The 18,067-nt window shown below is 60.1% G+C and carries 18 protein-coding genes; 9 read left to right on the top strand and 9 right to left on the bottom strand.

What is annotated here, in order from left to right; all coding sequences use genetic code 11:
• Positions 1-153: 153 nt before the first annotated feature.
• The 3 genes from AMK00_RS13185 to AMK00_RS13175 all read right to left on the bottom strand — a co-directional run bounded on the left by AMK00_RS13185 (position 154) and on the right by AMK00_RS13175 (position 4,411).
• Positions 154-621, bottom strand: coding sequence for a DUF3828 domain-containing protein (locus AMK00_RS13185; RefSeq protein WP_064810638.1), 468 nt, complete (start codon positions 619-621; stop codon positions 154-156).
• Positions 622-848: 227 nt separating this feature from the next.
• Positions 849-3,647, bottom strand: coding sequence for a metal-binding protein (locus tag AMK00_RS13180; RefSeq protein ID WP_064810637.1), 2,799 nt, complete (start codon positions 3,645-3,647; stop codon positions 849-851).
• 377 nt (positions 3,648-4,024) lie between these two features.
• Positions 4,025-4,411, bottom strand: a complete 387-nt coding sequence (locus AMK00_RS13175) for a GNAT family N-acetyltransferase (protein ID WP_064810636.1) — start codon at positions 4,409-4,411, stop codon at positions 4,025-4,027.
• A gap of 210 nt (positions 4,412-4,621) precedes the next feature.
• Between AMK00_RS13175 and AMK00_RS13170 the strand changes: the two genes are divergently transcribed.
• Positions 4,622-5,344 (top strand): SOS response-associated peptidase, encoded by a 723-nt coding sequence (locus AMK00_RS13170; RefSeq protein WP_064810635.1) that lies wholly within the window; start codon positions 4,622-4,624, stop codon positions 5,342-5,344.
• Positions 5,345-5,462: 118 nt separating this feature from the next.
• The gene (locus AMK00_RS33020) at positions 5,463-6,215 is read left to right on the top strand and encodes a hypothetical protein (protein ID WP_064810634.1); all 753 of its coding nucleotides are present in this window, start codon (positions 5,463-5,465) and stop codon (positions 6,213-6,215) included.
• Between the two features lie 93 nt (positions 6,216-6,308).
• Here the strand turns inward: AMK00_RS33020 and AMK00_RS13160 are convergent, their stop codons facing one another.
• The 3 genes from AMK00_RS13160 to uvrB all read right to left on the bottom strand — a co-directional run bounded on the left by AMK00_RS13160 (position 6,309) and on the right by uvrB (position 10,848).
• On the bottom strand, positions 6,309-7,421 hold the full coding sequence (locus tag AMK00_RS13160) for an ATP-binding protein (RefSeq protein WP_237350398.1): 1,113 nt from the start codon (positions 7,419-7,421) through the stop codon (positions 6,309-6,311).
• A gap of 59 nt (positions 7,422-7,480) precedes the next feature.
• The gene (locus tag AMK00_RS33015; protein WP_237350397.1) at positions 7,481-7,735 is read right to left on the bottom strand and encodes an AlbA family DNA-binding domain-containing protein; all 255 of its coding nucleotides are present in this window, start codon (positions 7,733-7,735) and stop codon (positions 7,481-7,483) included.
• A gap of 104 nt (positions 7,736-7,839) precedes the next feature.
• Positions 7,840-10,848, bottom strand: coding sequence for an excinuclease ABC subunit UvrB (uvrB, locus tag AMK00_RS13155; protein WP_064810633.1), 3,009 nt, complete (start codon positions 10,846-10,848; stop codon positions 7,840-7,842).
• 314 nt (positions 10,849-11,162) lie between these two features.
• Here uvrB and AMK00_RS30775 point away from each other — a divergent pair, with 314 nt between their 5' ends.
• Both AMK00_RS30775 and AMK00_RS13150 read left to right on the top strand, forming a co-directional pair.
• The gene (locus AMK00_RS30775; RefSeq protein WP_335720569.1) at positions 11,163-11,456 is read left to right on the top strand and encodes a DUF982 domain-containing protein; all 294 of its coding nucleotides are present in this window, start codon (positions 11,163-11,165) and stop codon (positions 11,454-11,456) included.
• Positions 11,457-11,604: 148 nt separating this feature from the next.
• Positions 11,605-11,994, top strand: coding sequence for a hypothetical protein (locus tag AMK00_RS13150; RefSeq protein WP_064803329.1), 390 nt, complete (start codon positions 11,605-11,607; stop codon positions 11,992-11,994).
• A gap of 261 nt (positions 11,995-12,255) precedes the next feature.
• Here the strand turns inward: AMK00_RS13150 and AMK00_RS13145 are convergent, their stop codons facing one another.
• Together AMK00_RS13145 and AMK00_RS13140 are read right to left on the bottom strand one after the other, a co-directional pair.
• A complete protein-coding gene (locus AMK00_RS13145; RefSeq protein ID WP_064811713.1) occupies positions 12,256-12,711 on the bottom strand; it encodes a DUF805 domain-containing protein in 456 nt (151 codons plus the stop codon).
• 145 nt (positions 12,712-12,856) lie between these two features.
• On the bottom strand, positions 12,857-13,627 hold the full coding sequence (locus tag AMK00_RS13140; RefSeq protein ID WP_064810632.1) for an adenylate/guanylate cyclase domain-containing protein: 771 nt from the start codon (positions 13,625-13,627) through the stop codon (positions 12,857-12,859).
• A 323-nt stretch (positions 13,628-13,950) separates the two neighbouring features.
• Here AMK00_RS13140 and AMK00_RS13135 point away from each other — a divergent pair, with 323 nt between their 5' ends.
• From AMK00_RS13135 to AMK00_RS13110, 5 genes are all read left to right on the top strand, one after another.
• Positions 13,951-14,739, top strand: a complete 789-nt coding sequence (locus AMK00_RS13135) for a DUF899 domain-containing protein (protein WP_064810631.1) — start codon at positions 13,951-13,953, stop codon at positions 14,737-14,739.
• A 462-nt stretch (positions 14,740-15,201) separates the two neighbouring features.
• Positions 15,202-15,570 carry a DUF4087 domain-containing protein gene (locus AMK00_RS13125; protein ID WP_064803324.1) on the top strand — a complete coding sequence of 123 codons (369 nt, stop codon included), beginning with the start codon at positions 15,202-15,204 and terminating at the stop codon, positions 15,568-15,570.
• A gap of 143 nt (positions 15,571-15,713) precedes the next feature.
• Complete coding sequence (locus AMK00_RS13120; protein ID WP_064810629.1) at positions 15,714-16,274, top strand: NuoB/complex I 20 kDa subunit family protein; 561 nt, start codon at positions 15,714-15,716, stop codon at positions 16,272-16,274.
• Positions 16,275-16,402: 128 nt separating this feature from the next.
• Positions 16,403-16,780 (top strand): response regulator, encoded by a 378-nt coding sequence (locus AMK00_RS13115; protein WP_064810628.1) that lies wholly within the window; start codon positions 16,403-16,405, stop codon positions 16,778-16,780.
• A 61-nt stretch (positions 16,781-16,841) separates the two neighbouring features.
• A complete protein-coding gene (locus AMK00_RS13110; RefSeq protein ID WP_064810627.1) occupies positions 16,842-17,096 on the top strand; it encodes a hypothetical protein in 255 nt (84 codons plus the stop codon).
• Positions 17,097-17,112: 16 nt separating this feature from the next.
• Here the strand turns inward: AMK00_RS13110 and AMK00_RS13105 are convergent, their stop codons facing one another.
• Positions 17,113-18,036, bottom strand: coding sequence for a LysR family transcriptional regulator (locus AMK00_RS13105; protein ID WP_064810626.1), 924 nt, complete (start codon positions 18,034-18,036; stop codon positions 17,113-17,115).
• Between the last annotated feature and the right edge of the window lie 31 nt (positions 18,037-18,067).

Below are 18,067 nucleotides of genomic sequence, written 5' to 3'. Positions count from 1 at the left end.
AGCCGCGAAGGACGGGGGCGGCCACCGGCGCCATTGCCTTCGATTCTGCATAGGGGCTTTGTGAAATGCAGGTAAGGCGTTTGCGCCCGCCCTCGTGGTTCGAGACGGCCCTTGGGTCTCCTCACCATGAGGGCTCTCTTTTGGCCTGCGATTTTACTGCGTATCCCCCAGCAGTGCACTCAGGCTCCAGGGATTTTCCCCCTGCTGATCGGCGATGTCGTCGACTTTCCAGCCGCCATGCTCGCGCACGAGGGTGTAGAAAAGCGTCACCTCCTTGCCGTTGTCGAACTGCACTTCCACCTCGGCCTTGTCGTCCAACAGGATCGGCTGCCCGATCCTGACGTTGCTTGCCTCGCCGTCCTGGCCTGCAATGACGGGATCGAAATCGACCGCGCCGACATCACCCTCGGGCGTGTTGTCGAGATCGGCCTGGAGAAGTTTGTTCAGATGGTCGGAAAAGAAGATCGAATAGGGCGAGGGCGCCTCGGCATCGCTCCTGTCGGTGTCGTAGCTGTAAAGCGCCTTGAGCAGCGCCTTCGGCGTCTTGTAGGTCTCCGCCAAGGCGGGCAGGGCCGCGAAAGCCGAAATGGCGAGGGCGAGGATGACGGTGGGTAGACGCATGCTGGCTCTCCTCCGATGGGCAGAGAATCATAGCCGAAACGACCGTTGAGGTGGAGCGGCATTTTCGGAGGTGCCCCGGCCGGGTCGCCTGCCTTGCCGCGTCCGGCTGGTGCCAGCAGGCAAGCGCCTGAAAATCGCAGCCGGTGGGGCTTGCAGATTGCAAGTCCCACCGGTGCTGAAGGCCCGGACAGCGCACATCTTGGCGTCTGGCAACTATCCTGCCGCGATTAGATCAAGGTGTCATGCAGCAGGCTGGATGACGACGGCTCAAAAATGTCCTTCACGGCGAGGGTGAAGTCGTGGCTGGTGATGTTGCCGGCCGCGTCATAGGCTTCGGCGGTGAAGGTCAGGCTGTGGGTGCTTTCGAAGTCGATCGCAGCCTTCGTCTGGATCTTGTTGCCGACGAGCTTGAAGATGCCGTCGGCATCATCCGTCAGCCGCCATTTCACCGTGCCGCCCTCCGGATCGACGGCTGAGAGAAGGCCGACCGAGGTGCCGATTGCGACATTCTCGGAGATCGAACTGCGCGAGAACGAGAGCTTGATCGGCGCCTGGTTGACCGGGGCTTCGTTGACGTCGAGCACGTTGATCGTGATGTCCTTTTCGACCGTGACCTTGCCGTCGGAGACGGCCACCTTGATCGTGTGCGACTTGGCCGTCTCGTAGTCCAGCGCCTTCGAGGTGACGATTCGATTGCCCTTCAGCCGGAAGTGATCGTCGGCGCCGTCGAGCAACGTGTAGGTGAGGGTGTCGCCGTCGGCATCCTTGGCGCTGAGCAGACCAACCGTTGTCCAGATCGGTGTGTCCTCGGAGAGGGCGGTTTTCGAGAGCTGAATATTGGTCGGCGCGGCGTTGCTTTTGGGCGTGAAGCTTTCCGTGGCGAAATCGTAGATGCCATCGGCAAAGCGGGCGAATTCGACGTCTGTCAGCGTATCCGTCCCTTCGGCGGCGCTCGTCAGGATGTGATCGCCATTGTTCACCGCGAAGGAATAATTGGCGAAATTGCCTGAGAAGAGCGCGGTGTCGATACCGGCGCCGCCATCGATGGCGTCGTTGCCGGCGCCGCCGGTCAATTTGTCGTTGCCAGCATTGCCGTTGAGGATGTCGTTGCCGCCGCTGCCGTCGAAAATGTCGTTGCCGTCGGTGCCTGTAAATTCATCGTCACCGCCGCCAGTCTTGACGTCGATGCCGAACGCATTGCCGGCTACGAAAGATCCGAGATCTCCCAGTTCGTCGGAAAGATCGAGGTGGGCGCTGTCCGTCAGGGCCACTGAGGCTCGAAAATCGCCGAACGGATCGGTCGACCAGACGATTTTGTCGAGGCTTTCGAACTGCGCGCTCGAACCGGCGACGGTATATCCTGCCGTTTCAAGGACTTCGATGTTTTTGATCGTCAGGCCCAGAAGCGAGCCGGTTCGTAGCGTATCGATCCCGGCGCCGCCATCGATCGTTCCGAAATTCATGGGAGCGAATGTCTCTACGGCTATGAAATCGTCGCCGTCTCCCGCATCGATGTCAACGACCTCAGGGTTCAGGCCGAAAAGCTTACCATCGTCGATCGTATCGTTGCCCGCGCCACCCCTGATGACATCGTTTCCAATGTCGCCGGAGATGTGGTCATTGCCGTCACCGCCATTCAGCGTGTCATTGCCAACTCCGCCATTGATCCAATCGTTTCCGGCACCGCCGTTCAGTGTGTCTGAACCGTCGCCGCCTGCGATGGTGTCGTTGCCTGCGCCTGTCGTGATCACGTTGTCCCCGCCTGAGCCCGTGACATCTGCGGAGCCCGAGCCCAGTTCGTCCGAAAGGTCTACCGTCCCGGAATCCGAGATGACCAGGTGAGCTGCCACGAGAGGATTGATTTCGGAGTCGCGGATGAGATCGTAGGCTTCGAACTCTGCCCCGGTCTTGGTAATCGTTGCGCCGTTAGTGTCCAGGATATTCAGCGGGGTGCCCGGCTCGGTGCTGTTAACCGTGAAGCTTTCAGTCGCGAAGTCGTAGACGCCATCGGCAAAGCGCGCGAATTCGACGTCTGTCAGTGTATCCGTGCCTTCCAGCGCGCTCGTCACGACGCGGCTGCCATTGTCGACCGTGAAGGAATAATCGACGAAATTGCCGGCGAAGGCCGCCGTGTCGATGCCCGCGCCGCCATCGATAGTGTCGTCGCCGGCGCCGCCGGTCAGTTTATCGTCGCCGTCGTGGCCATTGATGACGTCGTTGCCGCCGCTGCCGTCGAAAATGTCGTTGACATCGCTTCCCGCGAACTCATCGTTGCCGTCGCCGGTCTTGATGTCGATACCGGAGAAACCGTGGACACGACTTCCGAGATCTCCTAATTCGTCGGAAAGATCGAGATGGGCGCTGTCCGTCACCACTAGCGAGGGGTCATAACTGAAGAAGGGGTCGGTCGACCTGACGATCCTATCAAAGCTCTCGAACTGCGCGCTCGAGCCGCTTACCTGGAAATCGGCCAGTTCAAGCACTTCGACGTTCTCGATCGTCAGGCCGCGGAGCGCCGAGCCTTGCAAGGTGTCGATTCCCGCACCGCCATCGATCGTTCCCGATATCAATGGAGCGAATCGCTCAACGGTTATCAGATCGTCGCCGGCGCCGCCGTCAATGTTGACGATTTCTGGCTGCAGGCCGCCATCAGGTCCGAGCACAAAGCCAAAACCGCCATCGCTGATCCGATCATTGCCGTCGCCGCCGATCAATATGTCGTTGCCCGCATTGCCGTAGATCGTGTCGTCGCCAGCGCCACCGTTCAGCGTGTCCGCGCCGTCGCCGCCTGAGATGGTGTCGTTGCCGGCACCTGTTGTGATCGTGTTGTCACCGCTCGAGCCGGTCACGTTCGCCGATACCGAACCCAACTCATCGGCCAGATCTGCCGCGGAGGAATCGGAGACGGTGAGAGAGACAGGTACGGAAGGATTGGCTTCAGAGTCGCGAATAACGTCGTAGGCTTCGAATTCAGCGCCAGTGTTGGTAATTGTAGTGCCGTTTGTATCCAGAATATTCAAAGCCATATTTTAATCTTCCCCAAAGATGCGTTTTACTCTGAAAAATGAGAAATCCCCGAAAGAACTGTTGGTTCAACGGACGACAACCTCTCGGGGATCTATGCCAATCATAAATGAAGTTTTCAATGAAAAATTGTGATTTTTACTTGATTTTTTAACGAAAAAGTAAGGCTGAAATACTGCGGAAGGACTTTGAATTTGCAAACCAAAAGTCGTATTTTAGTCTTTTAATTCATAAGCGTCCTGCGCGGAGATAAGCTCGCGGCGTAAGCGTGAAAAATTGTCTTCGCCTGACGCGCTATGATATTGCGCGTCGGCGCCTGATCATCGGCGTCGCTCTCCCGCCTGGGCTTGCGCCTGCGGATGGCTTCCGGTGAAATCTCTCATGCGAGCTTGATGAGGCCCGCCGCAGTCGGGATAAATCCGCAGGCGCGGTAGAAGCCGGTCAGCTGCGGTTCGAAATCGACATGCAGCCATTCAGCGCCGCGCTCGCGGGCGATGCTCGTAGCCTGCCTGACCATACGCGTCGCGATGCCCTGCCGCCGCATATCGGGATGGACCGACGTATCGAGGAGGAAGGCATGAATGCCGCCATCCCAGGCGACATTGACGAAGCCGACGAGCTTGCCGTCGTTATAGGCGCCGATATGGGCGAGACTGCGGGAGAGGATTTCGGCGAAATCCCGCCTGTGCGGGCTGCCCCAGGCGGCAGAAAAGAGGGCGTTCAGTTCGTCGGCGGCGGGGAAGGGGTCGGTGCGCAGTTCCAGCATGGGTGGTTTTCTCCGTTCGAGCCGGCCGAGAGCAGAAGCTAGGGCCGGGAGGTTGCGGATCAATCACGGTGGATTGGTTCGAAGCTGCAGCACATGTTACACATATGAGGCGCGGGCATTCCCGCAGGGGCGCAACTGAGGCGTCGTTGACACCCTGTCGCCACGGAACATAATGAGAACATCTGACATTCCACCGGCAGAGAGGGTTCCATGTGCGGACGCATATTCGTCAAGACCTCGCTTGAGGAGCTGATCAGCAATTTCCCATTTGCTGTCAGGGGCGGGGATATTGACGGGCTGGGAAATCGCTTTCCCCGGTGGAATGGCGCGCCGTCACTGGATTACCCCATCATCATCAGGGACGTCGTGCGCGAGCCTGATGTAACAGGCCCCATCTTCGTGTCGGCACGCTGGGGTCTGCTGCCCTCCTGGGCCAAATCAGGCGGCCGGCCGCCGCCGGTCAATGTCCGCTGCGAGAGCATCGCTTCCAATGGCATGTTTCGCGCGGCATATGGTTCGCGCCGGTGCCTGGTGCCGATCAACGGCTTCTTCGAGTGGAAGGACATTCACGGCACGGGCAAGAACAAGCAGCCCTATGCGATCGCGATGAAGGACGGCTCCGCCTTCGCGCTCGCCGGCATCTGGGAAAGCTGGAAAGATGAGAACGGCATTTCGATCCGCAACTTCGCCATCGTCACCTGCGAGCCGAACGAGATGATGGCTGAGATCCATGACCGCATGCCTGTTATCCTGCATCGCGAGGATTATGAACGCTGGCTGTCGCCGGAGCCGGATCCGAACGATCTGATGAGGCCTTTCCCGGCCGAATTGATGACGATGTGGAAGATCGGGCGGGGCGTCGGCTCGCCCAGGAATGACGGGCCTGAGATCATCGAGGAAGTCGAGGACGATCCGGAGCCGACGCTGCTCTAGGGTAAGTCAGGCAAAGCGGTGGCGGTCTTACCTCCGGAAACGCTCTGATTCACCGGCTCGGGCGGAGCCATTCACGAAACCATGCGGCAAACACATCCTCACGAGGAGAGGACAACGCATGCAGGACGACGCCGGAACGCTTTTACGGTCGTTCCTCAACAATGCCCTTCGCAGACAGACACAGCGCCGGATCCGGGACTTCGGCGGCTATGAGATCGGCAAGCGCCGAAAGCCTGATGTCATCGCTACGATGGCGGACGAGGTAGCCGAGTTCCTCTGCACCTATCTCGACATCACGGCGAACGGCCGACCGGCGACCAGGGAAGGCGTGGTCTTCGCCATCGCCCAGGCGCTGGGCAATGTGCCCGATGAGCTCGCCTACAGGCTGACATCCCGCGATGACGATGCGTGGAGAACCGTCTGCGAGTCCGTCGCTGTTTTCCTGGAAGCCTGCATGGAATTCGACCAGAAGCCCTATGACGGGTCGCTGACGGCGCGATCGAACTATAACGGCTGGAAAGACTGGGAGGTGATCGTCAGCGGCGAGAGGCCCAGGGGCAAATGGCGCCACGCCTGGAAGGAGAAACCAGGCGACGATTTCATCGGTTTTGACGGCGAAACCTGCATGGGGCGGATCTTCAAGATCGATCTCACCGGCTCCGACGAGCGCTGGTACTGGCTGATGGCGGCCGATGGCAGCCCACGGCGCGGATGGCCGGCGGCGGGGTACGAGGCGAGCGCGAGGAGCGCGGCCTGCCGGGTAGAGCGGATTTATTTTGCGCTGGTGAAGGGGGAGGCGAGGGGGGAGCATGAGATGTTGGTTTGTGGAACTGCTGGCCATTCGCCCAAGATGGCGGTTGCTAAAGGTTAATGAGTCATCCGTCGTACGGACGCGCTTCGGCTGCATTCCTGTGATAAGCACCGGAATGCAGAAGAACGGCACGCCCTTCGATCCTCTTAACGATTAGTTCGAAATCGCTTCAGGTGTTCTCTCTTCTTCTTCTTCTTCTTTTTCCGCAATCAAACGCCACGCCGCGGCATTGCCCTTCCGCTCTGGAATCAGCTCAATCAGATTTTGGTTCTTGAGTCTGTAAAAGACTTCCTTCATTTGATTTTCGGACTTTATTCCGGTGATTTCTCTGGCCTGACGATTCCTAATTTCTGGATGAGTGGCTAGATACTCAAGGACCAGTTCTTCGGGCGTCGCAAGCGGAGTATGAGGTATTGTCACCACGACATAGTTACCCTCCTCGCGGAGAGTCGGACTCTTAAGGCGCCACTCTTTCATCTTGTCAAAGGCCGTATTCAAGCCTTCACCTAAATCTTTGTTTGGAGCATCCTTATATTTAGCTAAACTTCTAACAATTTTAGAATTTCTACTATATCTGACATCAAGAAAATTTTCTGTCGTAACAAACCCAGGAAGACGCCCCGGGCTTTTAATTTCAATTCTGTTCTGAAAAATCAATACCTGTATATCATCGGAAATTGAGTAATCGCGATGTATAACCGCGTTAACTAATATTTCCCATATGGCCTCTGGTGGGTAAGCGACTGCCTTCAGTCCTTCCGTTGTCATAATGCTTATACCGGACATTATTTCGGTAACTGTCTCCGCAGCATTGTGAATTTGCTGATAAAGTGATCCTTCTATATTTATATTCTTTTTCAAATGCTCTCTTTCCGGAATGTCTTGCTTTGTATCGTAGAAAATTATCTTCACTCCGCATCGGCGCGGAAAAACAGGTTGGGGTCTATCGGAAAATAGCAAAATTCCCGCGCAATTCGGCACGAAGGCATTGCGATCTATCAGGCCTTCGTTCACGCAGTAAGCGAGTGGTTCCTGCGAAGGCATGAGATCAGAACTGAAGCGTTTCAGCTCGTCGGAATCTACTATGTCTTCAGCACGCAGGTTGTTCAATAACGTATCTTCGTAGCTTGCGGCGCCTTTCGCAAAGGATAGTGAAGTGATTTTCTCGGGGTCTGTAACGGGGAGCGACTGGGCACCCATTCTTTGGTAGACTTTTCCTTCGCTAGTTTTGCAGACATTCTGACTTCTATCAATATAGACACGCATGACAATACCCGGCCGTTCATCAGTGTCCAGGAACTCATGCCGAAACGCAATTGATGGATTTAAATTGAAAAGACATTGTAGAATTGAATTATATTCTTCCGATGTGTTTTTGCCGTTCCATCTATCGAGGGGAGAAATTTATCATCGGCAATACCGATGATAAATTCACCGCCGTCAGCGTTGGCAAAAGCTACCGCGATCTTCTCGACCTTTTTACCGTCGATTGCGGCCGCTTTCTTATCGTATAAGTCGCCTTCCGGACGAGTACACAGTGCTAAAGCATCATCTTTAGAAATTCTATTGATTTCAGGCATTAATGTCATTCCATTAAGAGCAGAGGTGATACGTCAGTACCCGTTATGGATTAATATTCCATTTCTAAGTGGTTGTAGAGGTTGTGTTTGCAGCTGCTTGCTGTTCACCGCCCCGGCCGCCCAGTCTTCCCCTTCGTCCGCCCCTTGCGCTTCTGCTGTGCCGGCTCCTCGTAGCTCCCGGCGCCAACCCTGCCGCGCACCACCGGCCTGACATCGTCGTCGCGTTCCGGCTGGCCTTCCAGCAGTGGTGAAAACCGCTTCGTGCCCTTGGCGGCGTCCGGCTTGTCAGGCACATGGCCGCTCACCGGTTTTTCCGTGCGGCCGACGGTCATTTCGTCGAGAGTGTTACGGCGGAAGAGGCTCTTGTTGTCGGCGGGGGTGGCGACATGTCGGCCCATTTCGTCGAGTTCCGGCTTGCGGAAGAGCGGCGTGGCCGTGTCGGTGCCTGGGCCCATGTCGTCGAGGGTGGGTTTGGAGAAGTAGGAGGGTGTGGTACCCCCCTCTGTCCTGCCGGACATCTCCCCCACAAGGGGGGAGATCGACTCGCGGTTGGCTTTTCCGTTCCTTTTGCCGCCTTCCTGGTTGCGGGCTTCCTCCCGCGCCATCGGGTCGTCCATCGCGGCGAGTTCCACGGCCTTGAGGCGTTTGATTTCGTCGCGCAGGCGGGCGGCTTTTTCGAAGTCGAGGTCGGCGGCGGCGTCGCGCATGCTTTTTTCGAGCGCGTTGAGATGGGCCTGCAGGTTGTTGCCGACGAGGTTGCCGCCGTCGGCGAAGCCTTTACCGGAGACGCCCGAGATGTCGGCGCGGACGTGGTCGCGCTCGTAGACGGAGTCGAGGATGTCGGAGATCTTGGCCTTGACCGATTCCGGGGTGATGCCGTTTTCGAGGTTATAGGCCATCTGCTTTTCGCGGCGGCGGGCGGTCTCGTCCATGGCACGTTGCATGGAGCCGGTGACGTTGTCGGCATAGAGGATGACCTTGCCGTCGACGTTACGGGCGGCTCGGCCGATCGTCTGGATCAGCGAGGTTTCCGAGCGCAGGAAGCCCTCCTTGTCGGCGTCGAGGATGGCGACGAAGCCGCATTCGGGAATGTCGAGGCCCTCGCGCAGCAGGTTGATGCCGACGAGCACGTCGAAAGCGCCGAGGCGCAGGTCGCGGATGATTTCGATACGCTCCAGCGTGTCGATGTCGGAGTGCATGTAGCGCACGCGCACGCCCTGCTCATGCAGATATTCGGTCAGGTCCTCGGCCATGCGCTTGGTCAGCACGGTGCAGAGGGTGCGGTAGCCCTTGGCCGCGGTCTCGCGAATCTCGCCGAGCACGTCGTCGACCTGGGTGCGGGCGGAGCGGACTTCGACCGGCGGGTCGATCAGGCCGGTGGGGCGGATCACCTGTTCGGCGAAGACGCCGCCCGACTGTTCCATCTCCCAGCTGCCTGGTGTGGCCGAGACGGCGATCGTGTCGGGGCGCATGGCGTCCCATTCCTCGAAGCGCAGCGGCCGGTTGTCCATGCAGGAGGGCAGGCGGAAGCCGTATTCGGCCAGCGTCGCCTTGCGGCGGAAGTCGCCGCGATACATGCCGCCGATCTGCGGCACGGTGACATGGCTTTCGTCGATGAAGACGATGGCGTTGTCGGGGATATATTCGAACAGCGTCGGCGGCGGATCGCCGGGGTCGCGGCCGGTGAGGTAGCGCGAATAGTTCTCGATGCCCTGGCAGGAGCCGGTGGCTTCCAGCATCTCGATATCGTAGCGGGTGCGCTGCTCCAGGCGCTGAGCCTCCAGGAGGCGGCCGGCCTTCTCCAGTTCGGCGAGGCGCAGCCGCAGCTCCTCCTTGATCGCCTTGATGGCGCCGTTCAGCGTCGGGCGCGGGGTGACATAGTGCGAATTGGCGTAGATCTTCACCGATTTCAGATCGCCGGTCTTCTGGCCGGTCAGCGGATCGAACTCGGTGATGGCGTCGATCTCGTCGCCGAACATGCTTATGCGCCAGGCCGCGTCTTCCAAGTGGGCGGGGAAGATCTCAATGGTGTCGCCGCGAACGCGGAAGGAGCCGCGGGTGAAATCCATGTCGCGGCGCTTATATTGCTGGGCGACGAGATCGGCCAGCAGCTGGCGCTGGTCCAGACGGTCGCCGACATTCATCTGGAAGGTCATGGCCGTATAGGTCTCGACCGAGCCGATACCATAGATACAGGAGACCGAGGCGACGATGATGCAATCGTCGCGTTCGAGCAGCGAGCGCGTCGCCGAGTGGCGCATGCGGTCGATCTGCTCGTTGATCGAACTTTCCTTCTCGATATAGGTGTCGGAGCGCGGCACATAGGCTTCCGGCTGGTAGTAATCGTAGTAGGAAACGAAATATTCCACCGCATTGTCGGGGAAGAAATTCTTGAACTCGGAATAGAGCTGGGCGGCCAGGGTCTTGTTCGGCGCCAGGATGACGGCCGGGCGCTGCGTTTCCTCGATCACCTTGGCCATGGTGAAGGTCTTGCCGGAGCCGGTGACGCCGAGCAGCACCTGGCTGCGGTCGCCATTCTGCAGGCCCTCGACGAGATCGCGGATCGCCGTCGGCTGGTCGCCGGCCGGCTTGTACTCCGAGTCCATGCGGATGGTGATGCCGCCTTCGGATTTGTCCGGGCGGGCAGGGCGGTGCGGCGTCCAGATCTTGCCGTTCTTGTGCAGCGGGTTGCCGCTCTCGATCAGCTTCGACAGCGCCTCCACGGTGGCGGTGACTCCGCCGGGCGAGATGCTGCCGGCATCCTCGAGCGAAATGTCGAGACCCGCCACCGGGTTCAGGCCGGCGGCGGCGCGCGTCTTCGGGTCGGAGGAACCGCCGATCGAGACGCCGCGCGCGGTCTTGCTCACCGTCGCCTTCTTGTTGACGCTGACGGCTTCCGAATGCTTGCGTGCTTCGTTCTCCACCCTCTTGCGGTGCTTGCCCGCTTTCGAGGCAATCTCGCGCTGGCTCTCGACGCCGGAGGCTTCTGCATCGGCTTCAAGCTGCTTCACCCAATCAGCGACGGAGCCGGAGAGGGGGGCGCCTTCAAAGGACGATTGCGGGGCTTCCTCGAAACCATTCGAGGTCGGAGATTTTTTCGGAGCTTTGGCCATGGCGCGAATATGGAGAGAGTCAGCGCGAAAGGGAAGAGGCAAAGAGTACAAAAGGGAAACGAATGAATCGTTCGGATTGGCTCAACAATTGGCCGGCTTGTGGCCGGCGGGCGGAGCCTCGAAGGACACGCTCCAGCGCTGCTCCTTGCAGCATGAACGTCAGCGCACCCGCCTTCTCTTTCGGGCCCCGGCGGGGCGCTCCAGGATGAGGCTCTCTTGGGCGGGGCTCCGGTCCCATCCTCTCGCCCGCACTGGAACCGGGATCGGCCCTCGGCAGTTAATCCTATGTCAATTCAGCTGCAGGTGCGACTGCCATTAGCGACCATTCCGCCTTCTGGAAAAAATCGATCTCGATCGAACTTGATACCGGCGAGCGGCTGGTTCTCCGCTCACCGCAGGATGCGCTTTACGCACTCGTCTCCGACTGGCCGATCAATGGCGGCGTCCATCAGCAGAGGGCGATCGATTTCTGCCGCGCCTGGCTTGCCGGCCGGATGCCGGCGGAAACGGTGCGGCAGGCTTTTATCCTTGCGGCGCTGGAGGCTGGCGTGGCGATCGCCGACGATGAGAATGGCACTGCAAGCTCCATTTCGAACCCTCCGGTGTAGGTCGAGCGACGCAGCCATATCCACGGTCACGCAGTCACATTCGCAGGGTGAATAAGTTTTATTTTCGTGTATTGCAAATATTGTTCCCGCTGTGTTTGTAGGAATGAGTGGCGTTTATTACGCTCCGATTCTTTGGAGAAACAACCGAATGAGAATAAAAATTCTCGCTTGCGCTGCCCTGCTGATGCTGGTCGGCTGCAATGCCCCAGTGTCGCAATCCGTTGCGGATTCCCAACGTGCGCCCTCTAGTGACGTCCGACAGAACTTCATCAACATCGTATTCAAGAGAAGTTACAGACACGAAGCGGGAGAAGTGGTTTGGGCGCGAATTTCCAGCGTGGTGCTGCTTGAGCCTGAGAAAAAGATCTATGCTTACTGTGTACGCGTGGTGCCCAAGCACAGCTGGGGCGACTGGGCCTATCTCGGCGTCTCCTTCACGGATGGCCAAATCCTCGGCGCAACGGCGAATGACTACCGTTGCCAGGACAAGCGGCTGCGCTACTACCCGTTTCCTGAGCTGACCGGCATGAAGACCTGACGCGGCTGCGAGGGCTCGCCCGCGTCGGTTTTGCTGCTTATAGCCACCGACCGCCGGCGCGCCCGCCTCGCCGTTCGAGGCACCTTGGTGAGGCTCTCGTGGGCCTTGCCGACATAGCCGCGGCGCGCGGGTAGGGGCTGCGGCATCGTCCAACCTCCGGCTGCCGGAAGCGGACTGCGCATCCGGCAGTCCGCGCAACGGATAGGCCGCACCAGCAAAGGCAACACCTAACCCGCGGGGAGAACCATCCTCACACCGTCCCTAGGCAAAGACCGCCTCTCTGGAATGATCCGCCGTCGGCGCTCTGCAGTACCATACTAGGACGGCAATCGTTCCAACGGGAAACAAAAATCCGAGAAGCTGGTGCCATCCGCTTCGGTTGACGTCGTGAAGGCGTCGGGCGGCGACGGCGATCCACGGAAGAAACGTGGCCAGCGACCAGATCCGGTTCAAGGTTTCGCTCCGATCCACGGCAAGCAAAGCGATGGCGACGAGAGAGAGGAAGAGTGCCGAATACCAGAATTCCGATCGGCTCGCTCTGCCGCGGAAGTTCACGTAGTTCTTGAAATAGCTGCCGATCGCCTGGCCGAAACCCATCGGCTCAGCCGGGCCGCCGAAGCGGTTCGGGCCGGCCGGCGGTTTTCTGAAGATGAAGATTGACGGCACGGCTATGAGGATCAAGACGATCAGCCAGTGCCACAGAGAAAAACTGCCCATGTAATACCCCAACGGCTAAATGGTTTAATGAACGCGCTTTTGCAGATTAATCGATTGCAAGGCGATTCGTCATCAATCACAGCGCGAGAATTTCTCCGCGACTTTGAGGGTGGGATGATGCCTGGGTGGCGCGCGGCCTGATCGGTCAGTGCTTGACCAGCACCCGCGCTAATACGGGCTGTTCTATGCCCTTCAGCGTCAGCGTGCGCTCTTCCGCTCCGGCAACGAGAGCGGCGGCCCCGGCCGCCGTCTCGGCGGAAACCAGGATCTCGCCGGCGGCGGCCTGGGATTCCAGCCTGGCGGCCTGATTGACGACGCCGCCGATGGCGGTGAAGTCGCTGCGGAAGCTGGAGAATTCGCCGATCTGCACCTCGCCGGAATGGATGCCGACGCCGACACCGATGGAGCGGCCGGGCAGGGCGTCGGGCGCCAGGCTATTCAGCGCCGCGGCGCAGTTGCGCTGGATCTCCTGGGCGGCGCTGATCGCCGCGCCGGCGTGATCTTTGCGGATGATCGGGAAATTGAAGATCGCCATCAGGCCGTCGCCCATCTGCTTGTTGACGATGCCGTCATGCGCCCAGATCGCCTGGGCGCAGCGATCCTGGAACAGGCTGACGATTTCGCTCAAGCGCACCGCCTCGATACGCTCGGAAAGATCGGTAAAGCCCCTGATGTCGGCGAACAGGATGGTGGCATCGACGGTGATCTGGCGCTGCTTCTTCACATATTGGAACGAGCGCTCGCAGATGGTGCAGATATCGGGATTCATCTTGCTACGGGTGATGCCGAAGGCGCGGAAGGGAAGCGCGAGCGGGCCGCCGATCGGGATCGGCATATGCATCTGATCCCAGCAGCCGCGGCAGATCCTGGCGCTGCCATGCCTTGCCTGCTCCGTGAAGGTGGATTCTGTCGTCATGTCGCGCGATCCAATGGCCGTGGTGAAGCTTCCGTCAACATGTGGCTTTTGGCAACTGTTGTGTTGGTTGAGGAGGTTTCATCGACCGCGGGCGGAGCCGTTGCTTTGGCCTGCGGACCAACTGCGTTGGCCGCGGGAGCAACTGCGTTGGCCTACGGACCAACTGCGTCGGCCTACGGACCAACTGCGTTGGCCGTGGGATAACAGACACAGTTGTTACTCCCACTGTTCGACGCCGGATGCGAAACTATCTCCGACCAATCGCGATGCACCGGCTTTCGGAAGGGAGCGCGGGAACTCGCCCCAAAGAGGAGATTGAAGCGATGACTGCAACAGCCGGGAATGGAAAGGGCGGACAGACCATGCAGAGGCCGCCCGTTGTGTCGCAGGCGGCCTGGGAGGCGGCTCACCGGCAGCTTCTCGTGAAGGAAAAGGCGCATACGCGTGCCCGTGACGCGCTTGCCGCCGAGCGGCGGCGCATGCCATGGATGGCCGTCGAAAAGCAATACGCTTTCGAAGCGCCGAAAGGCAGGATCAGCCTGCTCGACCTGTCCGAAGGCCGGCACCAGCTCATCGTCTACCGCGCTTTTTACGAGCCTGGCGTCTTCGGCTGGCCCGAGCATGCCTGCCGTGGCTGCTCGATGGTTGCCGATCAGGTCGCCCATGTCGCCCATCTCAACGCCCGTGACACGACGCTGGTTTTCGCCTCGCGCGCGCCGCAGGCCGACATAGCGCGGCTGAAGGAACGGATGGGCTGGACGATGCCGTGGGTGACGATCACCGACGACTTCGACAAGGATTTCGGCGTCGACGAATGGCACGGCACCAATGTGTTCTACCGCGACGGCGAGCGCATCTTCCGCACCTATTTCGTCAATAACCGCGGCGACGAGCAGATGGGCGGCACCTGGAATTATCTCGACATCACGCCGCTCGGACGCCAGGAAGTCTGGGAGGATTCGCCTGCGGGCTATCCGCAGACCCCGACCTACAAATGGTGGAACTGGCACGACAGTTACGTTGCCGACGCCGAGCCCGACAAGAAATGGGTCGAGGTCTCCGATGCCGGTGAAGCGGCGTTCCGGGAGGAAAGCGCCAAGGGGAAATCCTGAGCCGCGTTCAGGATCAGCCCTCATTCTTGTACGCTGCCGTAGCTGTCTGATGCGGTTGTGCGGCGAAGATGCGCGTTTCAGGATGAAGGGGATGGGGGTACCGTGTGGCACCCCCTCTGGCCTGCCGGCCATCTCCCCCACAAGGTGGAGATCGGCTGGGCGCGATGGCTTCCCCAAACAACTACCTTATAGCTGCTGCGCTACGGTCACGAGGGAACGATGGTCCAACCTCTGCCGATCCCCTTGTGGGGGAGATGCCCAGCAGGGCAGAGGGGGTGCCACACAGCACGCCCGCAAAGGAAAGACGAAAGTATCTCGTGCTCAAGGCCGGAGCCTCGAAGGACGAGAGCGAGCGGCTGGAAGAGTTGGCGCGATGATGGAGAGAAGTCGCGCGGTCTGAATTACCCGAGTTGCCTTGCCGGCCACTGACCATGCATAGTGGCCGGCGAGGCGGAGGGGTCGATGATGAGATTGCATGCGCTTGTTCTGATGGTGCTTCTCGCGCCCGCCGCGGCGCATGCCGAACGCCGCTGCGGCTGGCTGGAGAATCCCTCGATGGCCAAATGGTCGCTCATGGATGCCGGCGGCGGCTGGACCATCATGGACAATGGCAGCGGCTACAAGGCCGCCGAGGGAATGGACAAGATCCCCGACCTGACGGCCGGCGAATTTGTCTACACCTATGCCTCGCATGGTTATGCCTGCGCCTGCATGGACGTCGACACGGACGGTGAGGAGGGAATCACCCGTATTCACTCCGTGCGGCAATTGCCGCTTTCCCGATGCCGGAACGATGCTGCCATCGGCTGGTTCCTCGACAAGGGCCAGTGATAAGGCGGGCGATCGCTTTGGCGTTGAGCGCCGCATCTTGGAAAACTTATGAAAAAAACTCCCGTCCGTTATCGTACCGGGACGGGCGCGGCTGGAACTTTGTCGTGCGCGCTGTGTTTGAGGTCGGCTCACAGGAGAAGAGGATGCCGTCCTTCACGCAACCACACTCGGCCCCGCGCAATTTTCAGTTCCCCGGTGAACAGCGGCAGGGCGACCCGACGATGGGGACGATCAATGCCGAGCTTGCCGACAAAGGCTTTCTAGTCACCAGCACCGACGAACTCATCACCTGGGCGCGCACCGGCTCGCTGATGTGGATGACTTTCGGTCTTGCCTGCTGCGCCATCGAGATGATGCAGATGTCCATGCCGCGCTACGATGTCGAGCGCTTCGGCGTCGCCCCGCGCGGAAGCCCGAGGCAGTCGGACCTGATGATCGTGGCAGGTACGCTGTGCAACAAGATGGCGCCTGCGCTGCGCAAGGTTTATGATCAGATGCCGGAACCGCGCTACGTCATCTCCATGGGCTCCTGTGCCAATGGCGGCGGCTATTACCATTATTCTTATTCCGTCGTGCGCGGCTGCGACCGGGTGGTGCCGGTCGACATCTATGTTCCCGGCTGCCCGCCGACGGCCGAAGCGTTGCTCTACGGCATTCTGCTCCTGCAGCGGAAGATCCGGCGCAACGGCAGCATCGAGCGGTAGCTGCCGATGCCCTTACCGAATTGCTTACCATTTTTCGCACGCCCCTCCTTTGCGGCGGAAACTTTCGAGCGGGAGTTGCGTTAGGGCGGTGACCGGGGATGTGTCCACCGATGGGAGGAGGAGGATCCATGAAAGTCATGATCGTTGAAGACGAGGGCCTCATCGCCCTGGAGCTCGAACGTATCGCGCAGGATGCCGGACACCAGACCGTCGGACCGGTTTCGACCGTTGAGCAGGCCCTCGCCTATGCTCCGAAAAGCGACGTCGCGCTCGTCGATCTTAGTCTCGCGGACGGGGTCAGCGGCGCGCAGCTTGCCCGCCGCCTGATCGACCGCTACGGCATCGATGTCATCTTCGTCACCGGCAGTCCGGAGAATGTCGGAAATGGCATGGAAGGTGCACTCGACATCATCCCCAAACCCTTCACCGACAACAGGATCGCCAGCGCGCTCTCGCGGGCACAGGCTTTGCGCAGGGACTTCGAGGGCAGCAATGCCGTCCTCTGACCGCCCGGCTGTCGAAGAGATCGAGGCGTCTGGCCGACAATGTCAACCTCGAGGTCGTCTGATGAAGCACGCGCTCATTGCCGTTCTATCGGCGCTGACAGCCTGTGCCAGCGCGGCCGGCGAACCGCAGGCGGTTCCCGGTAGTCTCACCTATGGCGGAAAGGTCATTCATCCGCCATATCGCGCGGGAACGGTTGTCAAGAACACCTTTCTCGGCCAGTTCGGCTACCGCGTCTTCGAGACCTATGTCGTTCAGCCGGACGGCACTCTCAAGCTGACGTCGCAGAGCACCGGACCGGATTTTCTTTGGCAGTGACGGGAGGCATACGGATCTATGGCAATATGACCGCCAGGTCATCGTTCGCGCCATTCCCCGCGTTCAGCCGCGTGGCGGCGAGGTCGATGAAGGCCTTGACCAAAGGCGACAGGTGCTGACTGCTGGGGTAGACGACATGCAGGCCGCCGGTCGGCGTCGTGTAATCATCAAGGACGCGGCGCAGTCGGCCGTCCGCGATGCAGGCCTCGGCGAGGCCGTGCGGCAGTTGCGCGATGCCGTAGCCGGCAATTGCAGCGGCCATGACCGCCTGCATCTCGTTGGCGGCGAACCGTCCCGATACCGTGACTGTTTCCCGGATGTCCGCGCTCTCCAGCACCCAGGGCACATTGGCCGCCGACGGACCGGCGATGACGCAGTCGTGGCCGGTGAGGTCCGCCGGCCGACCGGGCGTGCCGCAGCGGGCGAGATAGTCCGGGCTGGCGCAGAGAATCCTGTAGGTCGAGCCGAGCTTGCGGGCGATCAGCGTCGAATCTTCCAAAATGCCGGTGCGGAAGGCGAGGTCTATGCCGTTCTCGATAAGATTGAGCCTGTCGTCGGTCAGGCGCAGTTCGACCTTGGTCTTCGGGTAGGCCGCGAGGAAGTCGAAGATCGCAGCGGCGAGGAAATGGTCGCCGAAGCCGACGGGCGCGGAGATGCGGATCGTGCCGGCTGGCTCGGCCCGCGCCTCGGCCAGCCGAAGGTTCGCCTGCTCGAGGGTGCGAAGCGCCTCACTGCTCTCCTCGTAATAGAGGCGTCCCGCATCCGTCAGCCTGAGGCTGCGGGTGGTCCGCTGCAGGAGCCGCACGCCGACCTCGCGCTCAAGCGCAGCGATACGGCGGCTGACCGTCGTCTTCGGCATGGCGAGCAGGCGGGCGGCGGCGGTGAAGCTGCCGGCCTCGACGACACGGGCGAAGACGACGATGTCGTTGAGATCGAGCATTGTATTCACCAGTGGCACGATGTTTCTCAAT

Source organism: Rhizobium sp. N621, assembly GCF_001664325.1.
Lineage (GTDB): Bacteria > Pseudomonadota > Alphaproteobacteria > Rhizobiales > Rhizobiaceae > Rhizobium > Rhizobium esperanzae.
The sequence above is the reverse complement of the archived record's forward strand: the minus strand, read 5'-3'. Positions and strand labels throughout refer to the sequence as shown.